Origin of the sequence: Streptomyces roseoviridis (genome assembly GCF_039535235.1) — a bacterium.
Taxonomy (GTDB): Bacteria; Actinomycetota; Actinomycetes; order Streptomycetales; family Streptomycetaceae; genus Streptomyces; species Streptomyces roseoviridis.
Genome location: NZ_BAAAWU010000001.1, coordinates 2,476,668 through 2,492,019 on the forward strand (window position 1 = coordinate 2,476,668; position 15,352 = coordinate 2,492,019).

Here is a 15,352-nt window from a genome sequence, read left to right on the forward strand (position 1 = left end):
GCCGCGGGGCCCCGTCAGGTGACGGGGCCCCGCGCGTCAGGTCACTTGGTGTTGATGACCTTGTCGATCGCGGCGTCGGCGTCCTTGGCCGCCTGCTCGACCGACTTCTTGCCGTTGGCGATCTCGATGAGCATCGTCTTGAGGATCTGGGCCTTCTCGACCTGGCCCCAGCCGGGGGCGGTCGGGACGAACCAGCTGGACTCGGCCGCGGTCGCCGGGACGGCGGTGGCCGGGTCGTTCTTCAGCGGGGCGAGGTCCGCCTTGTTGTTGGGCAGGTTGCCCTTGGCGACGAGGCCCTTCTGGCCCTCGGCGCCGGTGAAGGCGGCGATCCACTCGGCCGCGACGTCCTGGGCCTTGGACTTGACCGGGACGGCCAGGTCGGAGCCGCCGAGGAAGACGGGGAGGTTCTTGCCGGACGGGCCGGGCATGACGAAGTTCTCGAGCTTGTCCTTCAGCCCGCCGACCTTGTCGGTCTTCGGGTCCGCGGCGGTGGCGCCCTCCCAGCCGGCGGCGAACATGGTGGCGGAGTTGCCCTGGCCGAAGACGACCGGACGGTCGGACTCGTCCTTCGTCTTGTCGCCGTGCATGTACTTGTCGAGGATGGTCTTGTACGCGGTGAGGCCCTTGAGGGACTCGGGCGAGGAGAGGTTCGCCTTCCAGGTCTCGCCGTCCTGCTTGGCGATCGAGCCGCCGGCGTCGAAGACGAAGGACATCGCGGCGTACCAGTCGGGCGACGGCTGGTACCAGGCGCTGAACTTGTCGCCCTTCTTCTTCTGGATGGCGTCGAGCGCGGCGGTCAGCTCGGCCCAGGTCTTCGGGGCGGCCTTGACGCCCGCCTCGGCGGCGATGTCCTTGCGCCAGGTGCCCACGCGGCCGCCGGCGTAGTAGGGGACGCCGTAGGTCTTGCCGTTGTAGGTGACGGAGTCCTTCAGGGCGTCCAGCCACTTGTCGGAGTTCTCGAACTTCGACGGGTCGACCTCGGCGAAGGCGCCCTTGGCCATGTAGCTGATCATCTCGGAGTTGCCCATCTCGACAACGTCCGGGGCCTTGTCGGTCGCGAGCACCGCGTCGAGCTTGGTGTTCTTGTCCGGCCAGCCGTAGTACTCGTGCTTGATCTTGATGCCCGGGTGCTTCTTGGCCACCGCGTCGTCGGCGGCCTTGACCAGCTCCGGCCAGTTGTTCTGGGCGTCGACCGTCAGCCAGACGGTGAGCTCCTTGGCGCCGCCGCCGGCCTTGTCGCCGCCCTTGTCCGAGCCCCCGCACGCCGCGATCGAAACCATCATGCCCGCGACGCCGATCGCCGCGATGAGCTTGCGCTTCACGCCACCCTCCTCAGGGATGCCTGCTCCCCCTGCCCACCGCGCGAAGACATACGTCGAGTAGTGCTGCGGGGCTGGGACCTGGTCTTTAGTGGTTTAGACCAGTACCCGGAGCTTGGCCTAGACCTTTAGGGGTGTCAAGGGTGTATAAGAAGGGCAGTCGGGTCCGTTATCGGACCGACACCTGAGGGAGGGCGACGACCCGTGACCGGTCCGTGCCACCATGTGAGCCGCGACAGACGGAGGAGCCGGTGACGGCAACAGCACAGGAGTCGGGAAGGCAGGCCATGGCCACGGACGCGGGCAGCACGGAGACAGAGGGCGGCGCAGCCACCCGTACCGCGCGCGTGCCCAAGTACTACCGACTGAAGCGGCACTTGCTCGACATGACGGAGACCCTGCCCCCGGGCACCCCCGTCCCGCCCGAGCGCACCCTCGCCGCGGAGTTCGACACCTCGCGCACCACCGTGCGCCAGGCCCTGCAGGAACTGGTCGTCGAGGGCCGGCTCGAACGGATCCAGGGCAAGGGCACCTTCGTGGCCAAGCCCAAGGTCTCCCAGGCCCTCCAGCTCACCTCGTACACCGAGGACATGCGGGCACAGGGCCTGGAGCCCACCTCGCAGCTGCTGGACATCGGCTACGTCACCGCCGACGACACCCTCGCCGGGCTGCTCGACATCTCCCCCGGCGGACGGGTGCTGCGCATCGAGCGGCTGCGCCTGGCCAGCGGCGAGCCGATGGCCATCGAGACCACCCACCTGTCCGCCAAGCGCTTCCCCGCGCTGCGGCGTTCCCTGGTGAAGTACACCTCGCTCTACACCGCGCTCGCCGAGGTGTACGACGTCCATCTCGCCGAGGCCGAGGAGACCATCGAGACCTCCCTCGCCACCCCGCGCGAGGCCGGCCTGCTCGGCACCGACGTGGGCCTGCCGATGCTGATGCTCTCCCGGCACTCGCTCGACGCCCAGGGCGAGCCGGTGGAATGGGTGCGCTCGGTGTACCGCGGCGACCGCTACAAGTTCGTGGCCCGCCTCCAGCGGCCCAACGGCTGAGGTCACTGCGGCCGCGGCCGGTGCCCCGCCGTCCGGAAGGGGCGCCGCCGCGATCGGCACGAGGGCCCGGCACCCCGCCGGGAAGGCGAGACCCGGGCCGGTCGGCACGAGGGCCCGGCACCCCGCCGGGAAGGCGAGGTCCGGGCCCCCGTGTCAGCGCCGCGTGCGCCGACGGCGTACGGCGAGGACCGTCGCACCGAGCACGGCCAGCGGCGTCCACGCCACCACCAGCGGCGCGGGCGCGCGGCCCGCGGCCAGTTCGGCGACGATGCCGAGGGCGCCGACCACCGCGTAGAACACGAGGATCCACTGCAGGCGGCGCACCGCGCGTTGCTTCAGCCGCTCCGTGCTCATCGGTCGGTCACGCCCCTCGCGTTCACCTCGCGCCGACAGCGGTGCCCTCGTCCGTCGGCGGCGCCGCCGCCTCGGTGCCGCCCGGTGCGCCGCCGGACGGTGCGGCGCCGGCCTCGGCCGCCTCGGACGTCTCGTCCCTGTCGACGTAGTAGTCGGCGGTCAGGGTGCCGTCGATCCCGTCGGCGACCCGCGCCGCGCGCAGGATCCAGGTGGCGGCCACCGCGACGACGATGTTGACGGCCACCGCGAGCAGCCCCGCGTAGACGGTGTACGAGGTCTCCAGGCCCAGCTTCTCCAGCGGGAAGGCGGAGCCGGCGAAGTGCTTCTTGCCGGTGGCCGGGTTGGAGATGTTGTAGAGCATCGTCAGACCGGCGACGAGACCGGCCAGCAGGCCGGCGGTGAGCGCGTGCCGGTGGAACCAGCGCGTGTACAGGCCGAGGCCCACGGCGGGCAGCGTCTGCAGGATCAGCACACCGCCGATGAGCTGGAGGTCGACGGAGAACTGCGGGTCCAGGAAGACGATCACCACGACCGCGCCGACCTTCACGAGCAGCGAGACGATCTTGGAGACGCGCGCCTCGTCGGCGTCCGTGGCCCGCGGCTTGAAGTACTCCCGGTAGATGTTGCGGGTGAAGAGGTTGCCGGCCGCGATGGACATGATGGCCGCGGGCACCAGGGCACCGATGCCGATGGCGGCGTACGCCACGCCCGCGAACCAGTCCGGGAAGACGGCGTCGAACAGCTGGGGCACGACGGTGTTCGCGTTGGGCTTGCCGTTCTCACCGGTCAGCGGCGTCACCCCGGCCGCGATGGCCATGTAGCCGAGCAGCGCGATCAGTCCGAGCAGCAGGCTGTAGACCGGCAGCGCGGCCATGTTCTTCTTGATCGCCTTGCGGCCCTGCGAGGCGAGGATGCCGGTCACCATGTGCGGATAGAGGAAGAGCGCGAGCGCCGATCCCAACGCGATGGTCATGTACTGGAGCTGGCCGCCGCCGGAGAGCAGCAGACCGTCGGCGGGGTTGGGCGATTCCCCGAACTTCTCCTCCGCCGCACCGAAGATGCTCCCCCACCCGCCGAGCTTCGGCGGGATGTAGATCACCGCGACGATGATGACCAGGTACGTCAGGATGTCCTTGACGAACGCGATCAGCGCCGGGGCCCGCAGACCGGAGTGGTAGGTGTAGGCGGCGAGCACGAGGAAGGCGACCGTGATCGGCCAGTGCCCGGCGATGCCCATCGAGCGCAGCACCGCCTCGATGCCCACCAGCTGCAGGGCGATGTACGGCATGGTGGCGACGATGCCGGTGACCGCGACGAGCAGCGCGAGCAGCCGCGAGCCGTGCCGGACGCGGACGAAGTCGGCCGGCGTGACCAGGCCGTGCCGGTGGGAGACCGACCACAGGCGCAGCAGCACCAGGAAGACCAGCGGGTAGACGACGACCGTGTAGGGCAGGGCGAAGAAGCCCACGGCCCCGGCGCCGAACAGCAGGGCGGGGATGGCGACGAAGGTGTACGCCGTGTACAGGTCGCCGCCGATCAGGAACCAGGTGATCCAGGCGCCGAAGCTACGGCCGCCCAGGCCCCACTCGTCCAGCGAGGCCAGCTCCTTGGGCCTGCGCCACCGGGAGGCGGCGAAACCCATCACGCTCACCAGGAGGAACAGCGAGACGAAGACGACGATCTCGGTGATGTGCTCGCTCATCTCTTCCCCTTGGTCAGCTGGTAGACGGCGGTGGTCGCCGCCATGCTCAGCACGCCGAAGACGAGCTGGATCCAGTAGAAGGCGGGGAAGCCGAACAGACGCGGCTCATCGTGGTTGTACAGGAACGGGATCAGCGGAACCACGACGGCCACCAGCAGGATCCAGTGCCACCGACTGCGCTCCGAAGGGGGCGCGACGGTCGTGTCTTCCTTTTCCGGCGTTGACAAGGACTCTCTTCCTCTCCACGACTTCATCCCACGACGACCAGCGCGATGAGAGCCAGGTTCAGTACCGTGATCACCACGGTGGCCCCGTACGCGGCCACCGTGGTGATCCGGCGGTTGACCAACTCCCCCATGAGGTCGGCCCGACGGGCGAAGCCGGCCAGCGGCCACAGCGCGAACGGAATGCCGAAGCTGAGGACCACTTGGGAGAGTACGAGTGCGAACCCGGGCTCGACCCCGGTGGCGAGCACCGCGAAGGCGGGCACCAGAGTGACTCCCCGGCGGACCATGACCGAGGTACGGCGGCCCAGGAAGCCCTCGAAGATGACCGCGCCCGCGTAGTTGCCCACGGCGGTGGAGGCGAACCCCGAGGCGAGCAGCGCCAGGGCGAAGATCACCGCCAGGGGCGTGCCCAGTTCGCGGGCGAAGCCGTCGTAGGCGCCCTGCAGGCTCTCGGCGTCCGCCGGTGTCAGCGTGGCGGCCGCGGCCACCAGCATCGACAGGTTGACGAGTCCGGCGAGCCCCATGGCGATGACGATGTCGAGCCGGGTGGCGCTCACCAGGGAGCGCCGCCGCGCGGGGTCCTGGAGCGCGGCGCCGTGGCGGTCGCGTACCAGGGCACCGTGCAGGTATATCGCGTGCGGCATCACGGTGGCGCCCAGGATGCCGACGGCGAGCAGCACCGTGTCGGTGCCGGCCAGGCGTGGGACGACGCCGGCCGCGAGCGCGCCGAGGTCGGGTCCGGACACGATCGCGCTGTAGCAGAACCCGCCGACGACGACGAGCAGCATCCCCGCGATCACGGCCTGGAAGCGCTGGTAGCCGCCGCGTTGCTGGAGGACCAGGACGACCCACGAGACGAGGCCGGTGACGGCGCCGCCCAGGATCAGCGGCATGTCGAAGAGCAGGCCGAGGGCGACCGCGCCACCGATCAGTTCCGCGAGATCGGTGGCGACGGCGACCAGTTCCGCCTGGGCCCACAGGCCGAGGGCCACGGGGCGGCGGAAGCGCGTTCTGCACAGTTCCGCGAGGGTGGCGCCGGTGGCGATGGTGACCTTCGCCGCGAGGTACTGCACGAGCATCGCGATGACGTTCGCCACCACCACGACCCAGACGAGCAGGTAGGCGTAGCGCCCGCCCGACGTCACGTTCGTGGCGACGTTCCCCGGGTCGACGTAGGCCACGGCCGCGACGAAGGCCGGCCCGAGCAGCAGCAGCGGCGAGGGGGCCCCCGGCGTGCGGGGCCGGGCGGCCTCCCTGACCGACTCACCCTTGTGCCTCATGGTTCGACGACACCGATCCAGAGCGCCAGCGTGACGACGGCCACGGCGGTGGAGACGACGACCGCGGCCGCGGACTCCTGCACGTACGTGCGGGCCTGCTGGGCCAGCACGTAGGCGGTCGCCGCGTTGGGCATGGCGGCGAGGATGACGCTCGCGGCGGCCCACAGCGGGGGCATCGGGAACACCACGGTGACCAGGAACAGCGCCAGCAGGGGCATGCCCACGGTCTTGATGACGACCGCGAAGCCCACCTCGGCCACGCCGACCGACCCGTCGCGCATCCCGCTCACCGCCTTGCGCAGGGTCAGGCCCACCGCGAAGAGGGCGCCCGGCGCGGCCGCGCCGCCCAGCAGATCGATCGTGTCGTGCACCGGCCGGGCCAGGCCGAGGCCCGAGAGCGAGAAGGCGAGGCCCGCGACCACCGACAGGAAGACGGGGTTGAGCAGGACCTTCTTGGCGATCTCCCGCCCGATCGCGGGCCGGTCGGTGCTCAGCATGGCACCCGGGCCGTCCTTGCGCGGCGCCTTGGCGTCGAGCAGGGTGTGGACGGCCGGATAGCAGACCATGTTGAACATGTTGTGGATCAGCTGGCCGATGGCGGCCGGGAGTGCCGCCTGCGGCCCGAGGGCCGCGAGCAGCAGGGGCACTCCCATGTACGCGACGTTCCCGTAGCCCGCCATCAGTCCGAGGGTGAAGGCGACCTTGGTGTCCCGCCGGAAGATCCCGCGGGCACCTGCCATGGCGACGAGATAGGACACCACGATCGACACCAGGGCCACCGCGACGAACTGCCAGGGCACCCCTTCGGACAGGTCCGCCTTCGCCACCGCGAGGAAGAGCAGGGCCGGCAGGGCGATCCAGTAGACGAAGTCGTTGACCGCCTGTGCCGTGTTTCCTTGGAACACCCTGAACGCGCTCGCGCCGTAGCCGATCGCCACGATGGCGAACAGCGGCACGATCGCGTTCAGGATCGCGCTCAGTTCCACTGGGTCATCAGCCCTCGGACCGGACCACGGCCTTGGCGCGGGCCGTCGCCGCGTCGGAGGCGGAGCCCTGCTCCTGGAGGACCTCCAGGGCGGTCGTCTGGACGTCGTCGAGCCGGACGAAGTCCGCGTAGAACTCGTGGACCTGGCGGACGAGTTCCTCGAAGTGGGCGCGCTTGCGCTCGTAGAGGTCCTTCTCCATGTAGTTCTTGATCCGGTCGCAGACCGCCGCGAGGAACTTCTCGTCCGAGGTGATCTCCTCGGGCATTCCGGCGTTCCCGAGGATCTGGCCGACGGTCACCGGGAAGAGGCCGATCGGGTTGAGGAAGTACTCGACCTCGCGGGTCACGCCGAGGTAGTCGGGCACGTTGACGATGCCGGCGTTCTCGGTCTGGGTGAGCAGGCCGCTGATCGGACGGTAGACGTTGGGCAGGGCCATGAAGACCCGCTCCGCCAGGTGCGCGACCTCCGAGAGCTTCTTGCTGTCGAGGGTGCGGCCGCCGACGGTGATCCGGCGGTCGGCGAAGATGTGGCTCATCACCTCGACGTTGGCGAGGCCGGCCCGGTTGCCGAAGCCCGCGACGCCGCCCTCGACCATGCTGAAGCCGTTGAAGACGGAGGCGAGGGAGTTGGCGAGGCCGAGTCCGATGTCGTCGTGGGCGTGGAGGTAGAAGGTGACGTCCGGGTTGTCGCGGACCAGGTTGGCGGCGAGGATCCCGGTGGCGTGGGGCAGCAGCGTGCCGATGGAGTCGTTGACGCGCACCAGATTGATGCCGAGCCGGCGCACCCGCTCGATCTGCTCGTTGATGAACGCATAGCGCTCTTCGTCGATCTCGTGCGAGAAGGCATTGAGAATGCTGGACCGGAAGGATCCGACGCCGATGCTGGTCAGCTTCTCGTGAGCACGTTCGAGGAGTCGTTCCTCCTGCTTGTACTCGACCATTCCGAGCGAGACCTGGATGCGCGAGAGGTATTCACGCGGCACGACCTTGAGCGCCTCGGAGAGCGGTTCCCAGGTCTTGAGCGTCAGGTTGAAGACGAACTGGGTGTCCTCCGGTATGCGGCCGAGGAGGTACTTCGAATCGAGAACGCGTCGCAGAAAGGCCGGCTCGGTGAGTCCGGAGCCCAGGTCGATATCGCGGATTCCTGCGTTCGCCAGCGCCTCGATCAACTGTAACTTGAGGTCGTCGTCAGCGCCGAAGAGAGCCCTTTCACCGCCCTCTCGCATGGTTTCGTCAGAAAGTCCCGTGAGGTTGAAGTCGGAGTATCGCGGCTGGTGGTCGGCGGGCATGTGCAGAGCCATGAACGAGGTTCCCCTCTGTGAGATCGCGCTGCGTTTCCATCCACTGAGCTGAGCCTTCGGAGCCGGGCCGGCACCGAAGATTTTCCGCCATACAGAACTCACTTTTTGACCGGCGAAGTTCTCGCCGCCGATGGACGCTAACGAGCCTGCTCTCAGCCAGTCAACCCCCTTCCCGGCATGCGAACGACCCTCTCGGAAAACCCTCTTGACAAAACTCGCCGCATACGCAAAGAACCGAAGTCGCAGGCAGCGCGAGCGGACAAAGTGATCATTCGGTGTGAGCGCTTGCGCTACGCACCGGTAACCTGCCAAATTTCGTCCACCCCTGCACACGTCACAGAGAGAATGGGAGCCGCGGAAATGTCCGCTCCGTCCGAAAACGGAAATCCGGGACCCAGGTTCACGGTGAGACGTCTCTTGGCCATCTTCTGCCTGGCCGCCCCGTTCGCCGGGATCCTCTGGGTGAGTTCGTACGCGCGCATCACGCCGACCCTGCTCGGCATCCCGTTCTTCTACTGGTACCAGATGCTCTGGATTCCGGTCGCCGCCGGGCTCACCGCCCTGGCCCTCGTACTGCTGCGCCGTGACCGGCGGACCGACAGCGAAGGAACGCCGCGATGACCCAAGGGATAAACGGCGTCGCGCTCGCGGTTTTCGGATTGCTCTTCGCTCTCGTAACGGTCATGGGTTTCCTGGCGGCCCGGTGGCGCCGCGTGGAGAACGCGAACAACCTCGACGAGTGGGGCCTGGGCGGGCGGAGCTTCGGCACCTGGATCACCTGGTTCCTGCTCGGCGGCGACCTCTACACCGCGTACACCTTCGTCGCCATTCCGGCGGCCATCTACGCGGCCGGGGCGGCCGGCTTCTTCGCCATCCCGTACTCGATCCTCGCCTTCCCGGTGGCCTTCGTCTTCCTGCCCCGCCTGTGGTCGGTCTCCCACCGCAAGGGCTATGTCACCGCCTCCGACTTCGTGCGCGGGCGCTTCGGCTCCAAGGGCCTCTCGCTGGCCGTCGCGCTCACCGGCATCCTCGCCACGATGCCGTACGTCGCCCTGCAGCTGGTGGGCATCCAGGCCGTCCTGGACGTCATGGGCGTCGGCGGCGACGCGCACACCCACTGGTTCGTCAAGGACCTGCCCCTGCTGATCGCCTTCGGCGTGCTGGCCGCCTACACCTACTCGTCCGGGCTCCGCGCCCCGGCACTGATCGCCTTCGTGAAGGACGTGCTCATCTACGTCGTCATCGTGGTCGCGGTCATCTACATCCCCATCAAGCTCGGCGGCTTCGCCGAGATCTTCGACAAGGCGGAGGCCGCCTTCGGCCAGCCCAACCCCGCGACCGGCAAGCCCCGCGGCCAGCTGGTGACCGCACCGCAGAGCCAGTGGGCCTATGCCACCCTGGCGCTGGGCTCGGCGCTCGCGCTGTTCATGTATCCGCACTCCATCACGGCCACCCTCTCCTCGCGCGGACGCGAGGTGATCCGCCGCAACGCGACGATCCTGCCGCTGTACTCGGTGCTCCTCGGCTTCCTCGCCCTGCTCGGCTTCATGGCGATCGCCGCCGGCGTCAGCGTGACCAACCCCCAGCTGGCCATCCCCCAGCTCTTCGAGGACATGTTCCCCGACTGGTTCGCCGGTCTGGCCTTCGCCGCCATCGGCATCGGCGCCCTGGTCCCGGCCGCGATCATGTCCATCGGCGCGGCGAACCTGTTCACGCGCAACGTCTACAAGGACTTCCTCAAGCCGGACGCCACCCCCGAGCAGGAGCACAAGGTCTCCAAGATCGCCTCGCTCCTGGTGAAGGTCGGCGCGCTGGTCTTCATCCTCACCATGGACAAGTCCGTCGCGATCAACTTCCAGCTCCTCGGCGGGATCTGGATGCTCCAGACGATGCCCGCGCTGGTGCTCGGCCTGTTCACCCGCTGGTTCCACCGCTGGGCGCTGGTGGCGGGCTGGGCCGCCGGCATGATCTACGGCACGGTGGCGGCGTACGGAGTCGCCAGCCCGACCCAGAAGCACTTCGGCGGCTCCGCCGCCGCGATCCCGGGCATCGGCGAGATCGGCTACATCGGCCTCACCGCCTTCGTCCTCAACCTCCTCGTCACCGTCGTCCTCACCGTCGTCCTCAAGGCCGTCAAGGCCCCCGAGGGCGTCGACGAGACGGAGCCCGGCGACTACACCGCCGACGCGGGCGACAAGGGCGTCGTGACCGAGCTGCCGAAGGTGGGCGCCGGACACTGACCCGGGGCGCGCAGTCGGGTCGTACGACGCACACCGTTGCAGGACTTGGGACGTACGACACAACATGTGGGGGGTGCCACGAGCGGCGCCCCCCACATGTATGCTCGTGCTCGCTGTCGCCGCAGGGGAATCCGGTGGAAATCCGGAACTGTCCCGCAACGGTGTACTTCCTGCGCTTCCGTACGAAGTGAGTCCGAAGACCTGCCGACAGTGCGCCCGGTCCGTACGTTCCGGGTGCCACAGACGTCCGGGCCTCGCGGAGTGGGCCGGTGGTCGCGGCGCCGCCGTGCCTGCGGCGCGCCGCCTTCCGCCTCCCCCGTGCTGCCCCGAGCCGAGCCGAGGGAGAGCCCCACCGTGACCATCGCGCCCGCCGATCCGGCCTCAGTCACCCCGACCGAGACGGCGAACGACGGCCCCGGGACCGCGCTGCTGCGCACCCTGACCGACCTCACCGCCGACCTCCCGGACACCGACCCGGGCCGGGTCGCCGCCGCCGCGCTGCGCGGCCGGCACGCCGGCTCGGACGAGGCGGAACTGCGCGAGCTGGCCACCGAGGCCGCCGCGGGCCTGATCGCGGAGGACCCCGCGTACTCCCGGCTCGCCGCCCGGCTGCTCACCCGGACCATCGCCGAAGAGGCCGCCGGCCAGGGCGCGGTGTCCTTCTCCGCCTCCGTGGCCGTCGGCCACCGCGAGGGCCTGATCGCCGACCGCACCGCCGGCTTCGTCACCCGGCACGCCGCCCGGCTCGACGCGACGATCGACCCGGCCGCCGACGACCGCTTCGGCTACTTCGGTCTGCGCACCCTCTACTCCCGCTACCTGCTGCGCCACCCGATCACCCGCAAGGTGATCGAGACCCCGCAGCACTTCATGCTCCGCGTCGCCTCCGGCCTCGCCGAGGACGACAGCACCCGCGCCGTGGACGAAGTGGCGGCTCTGTACGGGCTGATGAGCCGGCTGGACTACCTGCCCTCCTCCCCCACCCTCTTCAACTCCGGCACCCGCCACCCGCAGATGTCCTCCTGCTACCTGCTGGACTCCCCGCAGGACGAGCTGGACTCCATCTACGACCGCTACCACCAGGTGGCGCGCCTGTCGAAGCACGCGGGCGGCATCGGGCTCTCCTACTCCCGCATCCGCGCCCGCGGTTCGCTGATCCGCGGCACCAACGGCCACTCCAACGGCATCGTGCCGTTCCTGAAGACCCTCGACGCCTCCGTCGCCGCCGTGAACCAGGGCGGCCGCCGCAAGGGCGCCGCCGCCGTCTACCTGGAGACCTGGCACGCGGACATCGAGGAGTTCCTGGAGCTGCGCGACAACACCGGCGAGGACGCCCGCCGCACCCACAACCTCAACCTGGCGCACTGGATCCCGGACGAGTTCATGCGCCGGGTCAACGCGGACGCCGAGTGGTCGCTGTTCTCCCCGGCCGACGTGCCCGAGCTGGTCGACCTGTACGGCGAGGAGTTCGACGCCGCCTACCGCAAGGCCGAGGCGGCGGGCCTGGCCCGCAAGACCATGCCGGCCCGCGACCTGTACGGCCGGATGATGCGCACCCTCGCGCAGACCGGCAACGGCTGGATGACCTTCAAGGACGCCTCCAACCGGACCGCGAACCAGACCGCCGAGCCCGGCACCGTCGTGCACTCCTCGAACCTCTGCACCGAGATCATCGAGGTCACGAACGACGGCGAGACGGCCGTGTGCAACCTCGGCTCGGTCAACCTGGGCGCCTTCGTCGACACCGCCACCGGCGACCTCGACTGGCAGCGGCTCGACGAGACCGTCCGCACCGCCGTCACCTTCCTCGACCGAGTCGTCGACATCAACTTCTACCCGACCGAGCAGGCCGGCCGCTCCAACGCCCGCTGGCGCCCGGTGGGCCTGGGCGCGATGGGCCTCCAGGACGTCTTCTTCCAGCTGAAGCTGCCCTTCGACTCGCCCGCCGCCCGTGCGCTGTCCACGAAGATCGCCGAGCGGATCATGCTCGCCGCCTACGAGGCCTCCGCCGACCTCGCCGAGCGCAGCGGTCCGCTGCCCGCCTGGGAGCAGACCCGCACCGCCCGCGGCGTTCTGCACCCGGACCACTACGACGTCGAGCTGAACTGGCCCGAGCGCTGGGCCGCGCTGCGCGAGCGGATCGCCGCCGTCGGCATGCGCAACAGCCTGCTCCTCGCCATCGCCCCGACCGCGACGATCGCCTCGATCGCCGGCGTCTACGAGTGCATCGAGCCGCAGGTCTCCAACCTGTTCAAGCGCGAGACGCTGTCCGGCGAGTTCCTCCAGGTCAACGCCTACCTGGTGGACGAGCTGAAGCGGCTCGGCGTCTGGGACGCGCAGACCCGCGAGGCGCTGCGCGACGCCAACGGCTCGGTGCAGGGCTTCGCCTGGGTGCCGGCGGAGGTCCGCGAGCTGTACCGCACGGCCTGGGAGATCCCGCAGCGCGGCCTCATCGACATGGCGGCGGCCCGCACCCCGTTCCTGGACCAGTCGCAGTCCCTGAACCTGTTCCTGGAGACGCCGACCATCGGCAAGCTGTCGTCGATGTACGCGTACGCCTGGAAGCAGGGCCTGAAGACCACGTACTACCTGCGCTCGCGCCCGGCGACCCGGATCGCCCGCGCCGCCCAGGCCACCACCCTCCCCGTCCAGCAGGCGACGCCGGACGCCGACGCACTCGCCTGCTCCCTTGAGAACCCCGAGTCCTGCGAGGCCTGCCAGTAATGACCGTTGAGAAGAACCTGCTCGACCCGGGCTTCGAGCTGACCCTGCGTCCGATGCGCTACCCCGACTTCTACGAGCGCTACCGCGACGCCATCAAGAACACCTGGACCGTGGAGGAGGTCGACCTCCACTCCGACGTCGCCGACCTCGCCAAGCTCACGCCGGGCGAGCAGCACATGATCGGCCGTCTGGTCGCCTTCTTCGCGACCGGCGACTCGATCGTGGCGAACAACCTGGTGCTGACGCTCTACAAGCACATCAACTCCCCGGAGGCGCGGCTCTACCTGTCGCGCCAGCTCTTCGAGGAGGCCGTGCACGTCCAGTTCTACCTGACGCTGCTCGACACCTACCTGCCCGACCCGGACGACCGCGCCGCCGCGTTCGCCGCCGTCGAGAACATCCCCTCCATCCGCGAGAAGGCGCAGTTCTGCTTCAAGTGGATGGACTCGGTGGAGAAGATCGACCGCCTGGAGACGCGGGCCGACCGCCGGCGCTTCCTGCTCAACCTGATCTGCTTCGCCGCCTGCATCGAGGGCCTGTTCTTCTACGGCGCCTTCGCCTACGTGTACTGGTTCCGCTCCCGCGGTCTGCTGCACGGCCTGGCGACGGGGACGAACTGGGTCTTCCGGGACGAGACGATGCACATGAACTTCGCCTTCGAGGTCGTGGACACCGTCCGCAAGGAGGAGCCAGAGCTCTTCGACGCCGAACTCGAGCAGCAGGTCACCGACATGCTGAAGGAGGCCGTCGAGGCGGAGCTCCAGTTCGGCCGCGACCTGTGCGGCGACGGCCTGCCGGGCATGAACACCGAGTCGATGCGCGAGTACCTCCAGTGCGTCGCCGACCAGCGCCTGACCCGCCTGGGCTTCGCGCCGGTGTACGGCTCGGAGAACCCGTTCGGGTTCATGGAGCTCCAGGGCGTCCAGGAGCTGACCAACTTCTTCGAGCGCCGCCCTTCGGCGTACCAGGTGGCCGTGGAAGGTTCCGTCGACCTCGACGAGGACTTCTGACCGGCTCGGGGGCGCTGCCCACCCGGCTCGCGGCCGGTGCCGCCGCCGTGCTGACCGTCGCCGCGGGCCTGGGCGCCAGGTCCGCGGCGGCGGGCGACTGGGCGGTGTACGCCGGGGACGCGCTGTACACCGTGCTGGTCGGAGCCCTGGTGGTGCTGGTCGCGCCCCGGCTGCGGCCGGTGCCGGCGGCCGGTGCCGCCCTCGCACTGTCCTGGGCGGTGGAGCTGTTCCAGCTGACGGGCGTGCCGGCCGCGCTCGCGGCGCACAGCGCCCTCGTGCCCCTCGTCCTCGGGACCACGTTCAACGCCCCGGACCTCCTCTGGTACGCGGTCGGGGCGGCGGTCGTCTGGGCGGTGTACGGCGCTGCGCGGCGCCTCGCCCGGCGGCAGGGCGCCACGGCCGGGCACTGACCTCCGGCCGCTCGCACACGAAGGGCCCCGCACCGGTGAGGTGCGGGGCCCTGGCGCGTACGTGAGCGGAGGTCAGTCGTTGGGGACGACCGGGTAGCGCGGCGTGCCCTCGGACATCTGGCGCAGGGCGTCCTTGCGGTCGCGCTTGGACAGCTTGTCGATGTAGAGGAAGCCGTAGAGGTGGTCCGTCTCGTGCTGGAGGCAGCGGGCGAAGTAGCCGGTGCCGCGGACCTTGATGTCGTTGCCGTGCATGTCCTTGCCGTGCACCTCGGCGTAGTCCGGGCGGGCCAGCGAGGCGTACGCGGTCGGCACCGAGAGGCAGCCCTCGTTGGAGTCGTCGAGGTGGCGGCGGTCGGCCGGCAGGTCCTGGAGGACCGGGTTGACCACGTGGCCGACGTGCCGGACGCCCTCGTCGTCCATGCAGTCGTAGACGAAGACCTTCAGGTCCACGCCGATCTGGTTCGCGGCGAGGCCGACGCCCTCGGCGGTGCGCTGGCTGGCGAACATGTCGTCGATCAGCTGCGCCAGCTTCTCGTCGAACTCGGTGACGTCCTTGCACTCCCGGTGGAGCACGGGGTTGCCGACGACCGTGATCGGACGCGAGGTGCCCCGCTCGCGGTGGGCGAGCTCACGCGCCTCGCAGTCCTCCGTGTCCACGACGAAGCCGTCGTTGATCTGCTCGTCCGTCTCCTGCTGAGCCATGTCCGGCTTGGCCTTCCTGAAAACCCGATTCCGTCGGGGGACAGCC

Annotated in this window: 14 protein-coding genes and 1 riboswitch; of the genes, 6 read left to right on the forward strand and 8 right to left on the reverse strand. The window is 69.5% G+C overall.

From position 1 onward, the window contains the following. Positions 1-41: 41 nt before the first annotated feature. A complete protein-coding gene (locus ABD954_RS10940; RefSeq protein ID WP_345485724.1) occupies positions 42-1,322 on the reverse strand; it encodes an extracellular solute-binding protein in 1,281 nt (426 codons plus the stop codon). 284 nt (positions 1,323-1,606) lie between these two features. On the opposite strand from ABD954_RS10940, the gene ABD954_RS10945 reads away from it, so the two are divergent. Continuing rightward, positions 1,607-2,371 (forward strand): GntR family transcriptional regulator, encoded by a 765-nt coding sequence (locus ABD954_RS10945; RefSeq protein ID WP_345492086.1) that lies wholly within the window; start codon positions 1,607-1,609, stop codon positions 2,369-2,371. 153 nt (positions 2,372-2,524) lie between these two features. Here the strand turns inward: ABD954_RS10945 and ABD954_RS10950 are convergent, their stop codons facing one another. The 6 genes from ABD954_RS10950 to ABD954_RS10975 are packed head-to-tail and all read right to left on the reverse strand — an operon-like array spanning position 2,525 to position 8,220. Beyond that, entirely contained in the window at positions 2,525-2,725 is a 201-nt protein-coding gene (locus ABD954_RS10950) for a hypothetical protein (RefSeq protein ID WP_345485725.1), read from the reverse strand. 22 nt (positions 2,726-2,747) lie between these two features. Then, positions 2,748-4,427: a monocarboxylate uptake permease MctP gene (gene mctP, locus ABD954_RS10955; RefSeq protein ID WP_345485726.1), complete on the reverse strand. Its 1,680-nt coding sequence runs from the start codon at positions 4,425-4,427 to the stop codon at positions 2,748-2,750. After that, positions 4,424-4,654 (reverse strand): DUF3311 domain-containing protein, encoded by a 231-nt coding sequence (locus ABD954_RS10960; RefSeq protein ID WP_345485727.1) that lies wholly within the window; start codon positions 4,652-4,654, stop codon positions 4,424-4,426. Before ABD954_RS10960 ends, mctP (ABD954_RS10955) begins: the two co-directional genes overlap by 4 nt. Positions 4,655-4,677: 23 nt before the next feature. Then, a complete protein-coding gene (locus ABD954_RS10965) occupies positions 4,678-5,934 on the reverse strand; it encodes an Nramp family divalent metal transporter (RefSeq protein ID WP_345485728.1) in 1,257 nt (418 codons plus the stop codon). Continuing rightward, entirely contained in the window at positions 5,931-6,920 is a 990-nt protein-coding gene (locus ABD954_RS10970; RefSeq protein WP_345485729.1) for an AEC family transporter, read from the reverse strand. Before ABD954_RS10970 ends, ABD954_RS10965 begins: the two co-directional genes overlap by 4 nt. Before the next feature lie 7 nt (positions 6,921-6,927). Beyond that, positions 6,928-8,220, reverse strand: coding sequence for a hypothetical protein (locus tag ABD954_RS10975; RefSeq protein WP_345485730.1), 1,293 nt, complete (start codon positions 8,218-8,220; stop codon positions 6,928-6,930). A 405-nt stretch (positions 8,221-8,625) separates the two neighbouring features. Here ABD954_RS10975 and ABD954_RS10980 point away from each other — a divergent pair, with 405 nt between their 5' ends. The 5 genes from ABD954_RS10980 (at position 8,626) to ABD954_RS11000 (ending at position 14,604) form a co-directional block, all read left to right on the forward strand. Further along, positions 8,626-8,841, forward strand: coding sequence for a DUF3311 domain-containing protein (locus tag ABD954_RS10980; RefSeq protein WP_345485731.1), 216 nt, complete (start codon positions 8,626-8,628; stop codon positions 8,839-8,841). Further along, positions 8,838-10,460, forward strand: coding sequence for a monocarboxylate uptake permease MctP (gene mctP, locus ABD954_RS10985; protein ID WP_345485732.1), 1,623 nt, complete (start codon positions 8,838-8,840; stop codon positions 10,458-10,460). Before ABD954_RS10980 ends, mctP (ABD954_RS10985) begins: the two co-directional genes overlap by 4 nt. Before the next feature lie 100 nt (positions 10,461-10,560). Then, a riboswitch (cobalamin riboswitch) is annotated at positions 10,561-10,683 on the forward strand. A 131-nt stretch (positions 10,684-10,814) separates the two neighbouring features. Continuing rightward, positions 10,815-13,184 carry a ribonucleoside-diphosphate reductase subunit alpha gene (locus tag ABD954_RS10990; protein ID WP_345485733.1) on the forward strand — a complete coding sequence of 790 codons (2,370 nt, stop codon included), beginning with the start codon at positions 10,815-10,817 and terminating at the stop codon, positions 13,182-13,184. Then, positions 13,184-14,194: a ribonucleotide-diphosphate reductase subunit beta gene (locus ABD954_RS10995; RefSeq protein WP_345485734.1), complete on the forward strand. Its 1,011-nt coding sequence runs from the start codon at positions 13,184-13,186 to the stop codon at positions 14,192-14,194. Before ABD954_RS10990 ends, ABD954_RS10995 begins: the two co-directional genes overlap by 1 nt. A gap of 47 nt (positions 14,195-14,241) precedes the next feature. Beyond that, positions 14,242-14,604, forward strand: a complete 363-nt coding sequence (locus ABD954_RS11000; protein ID WP_345485735.1) for a ribosomal maturation YjgA family protein — start codon at positions 14,242-14,244, stop codon at positions 14,602-14,604. Positions 14,605-14,676: 72 nt separating this feature from the next. On the opposite strand, the gene def is transcribed toward ABD954_RS11000, so the two are convergent. Continuing rightward, positions 14,677-15,306 carry a peptide deformylase gene (def, locus tag ABD954_RS11005; protein WP_345485737.1) on the reverse strand — a complete coding sequence of 210 codons (630 nt, stop codon included), beginning with the start codon at positions 15,304-15,306 and terminating at the stop codon, positions 14,677-14,679. Between the last annotated feature and the right edge of the window lie 46 nt (positions 15,307-15,352).

Excerpts from the sequence above, each read along its gene's own strand:
- ABD954_RS10945 (WP_345492086.1), top strand. The coding sequence starts at position 1,607 with ATGGCCACGGACGCGGGCAGCACGGAGACAGAGGGCGGCGCAGCCACC.
- def (WP_345485737.1), bottom strand. The coding sequence starts at position 15,306 with ATGGCTCAGCAGGAGACGGACGAGCAGATCAACGACGGCTTCGTCGTG.
- ABD954_RS10995 (WP_345485734.1), top strand. The coding sequence starts at position 13,184 with ATGACCGTTGAGAAGAACCTGCTCGACCCGGGCTTCGAGCTGACCCTG.
- ABD954_RS10975 (WP_345485730.1), bottom strand. The coding sequence starts at position 8,220 with ATGGCTCTGCACATGCCCGCCGACCACCAGCCGCGATACTCCGACTTC.
- mctP (WP_345485732.1), top strand. The coding sequence starts at position 8,838 with ATGACCCAAGGGATAAACGGCGTCGCGCTCGCGGTTTTCGGATTGCTC.
- ABD954_RS10950 (WP_345485725.1), bottom strand. The coding sequence starts at position 2,725 with ATGAGCACGGAGCGGCTGAAGCAACGCGCGGTGCGCCGCCTGCAGTGG.
- ABD954_RS10965 (WP_345485728.1), bottom strand. The coding sequence starts at position 5,934 with ATGAGGCACAAGGGTGAGTCGGTCAGGGAGGCCGCCCGGCCCCGCACG.
- mctP (WP_345485726.1), bottom strand. The coding sequence starts at position 4,427 with ATGAGCGAGCACATCACCGAGATCGTCGTCTTCGTCTCGCTGTTCCTC.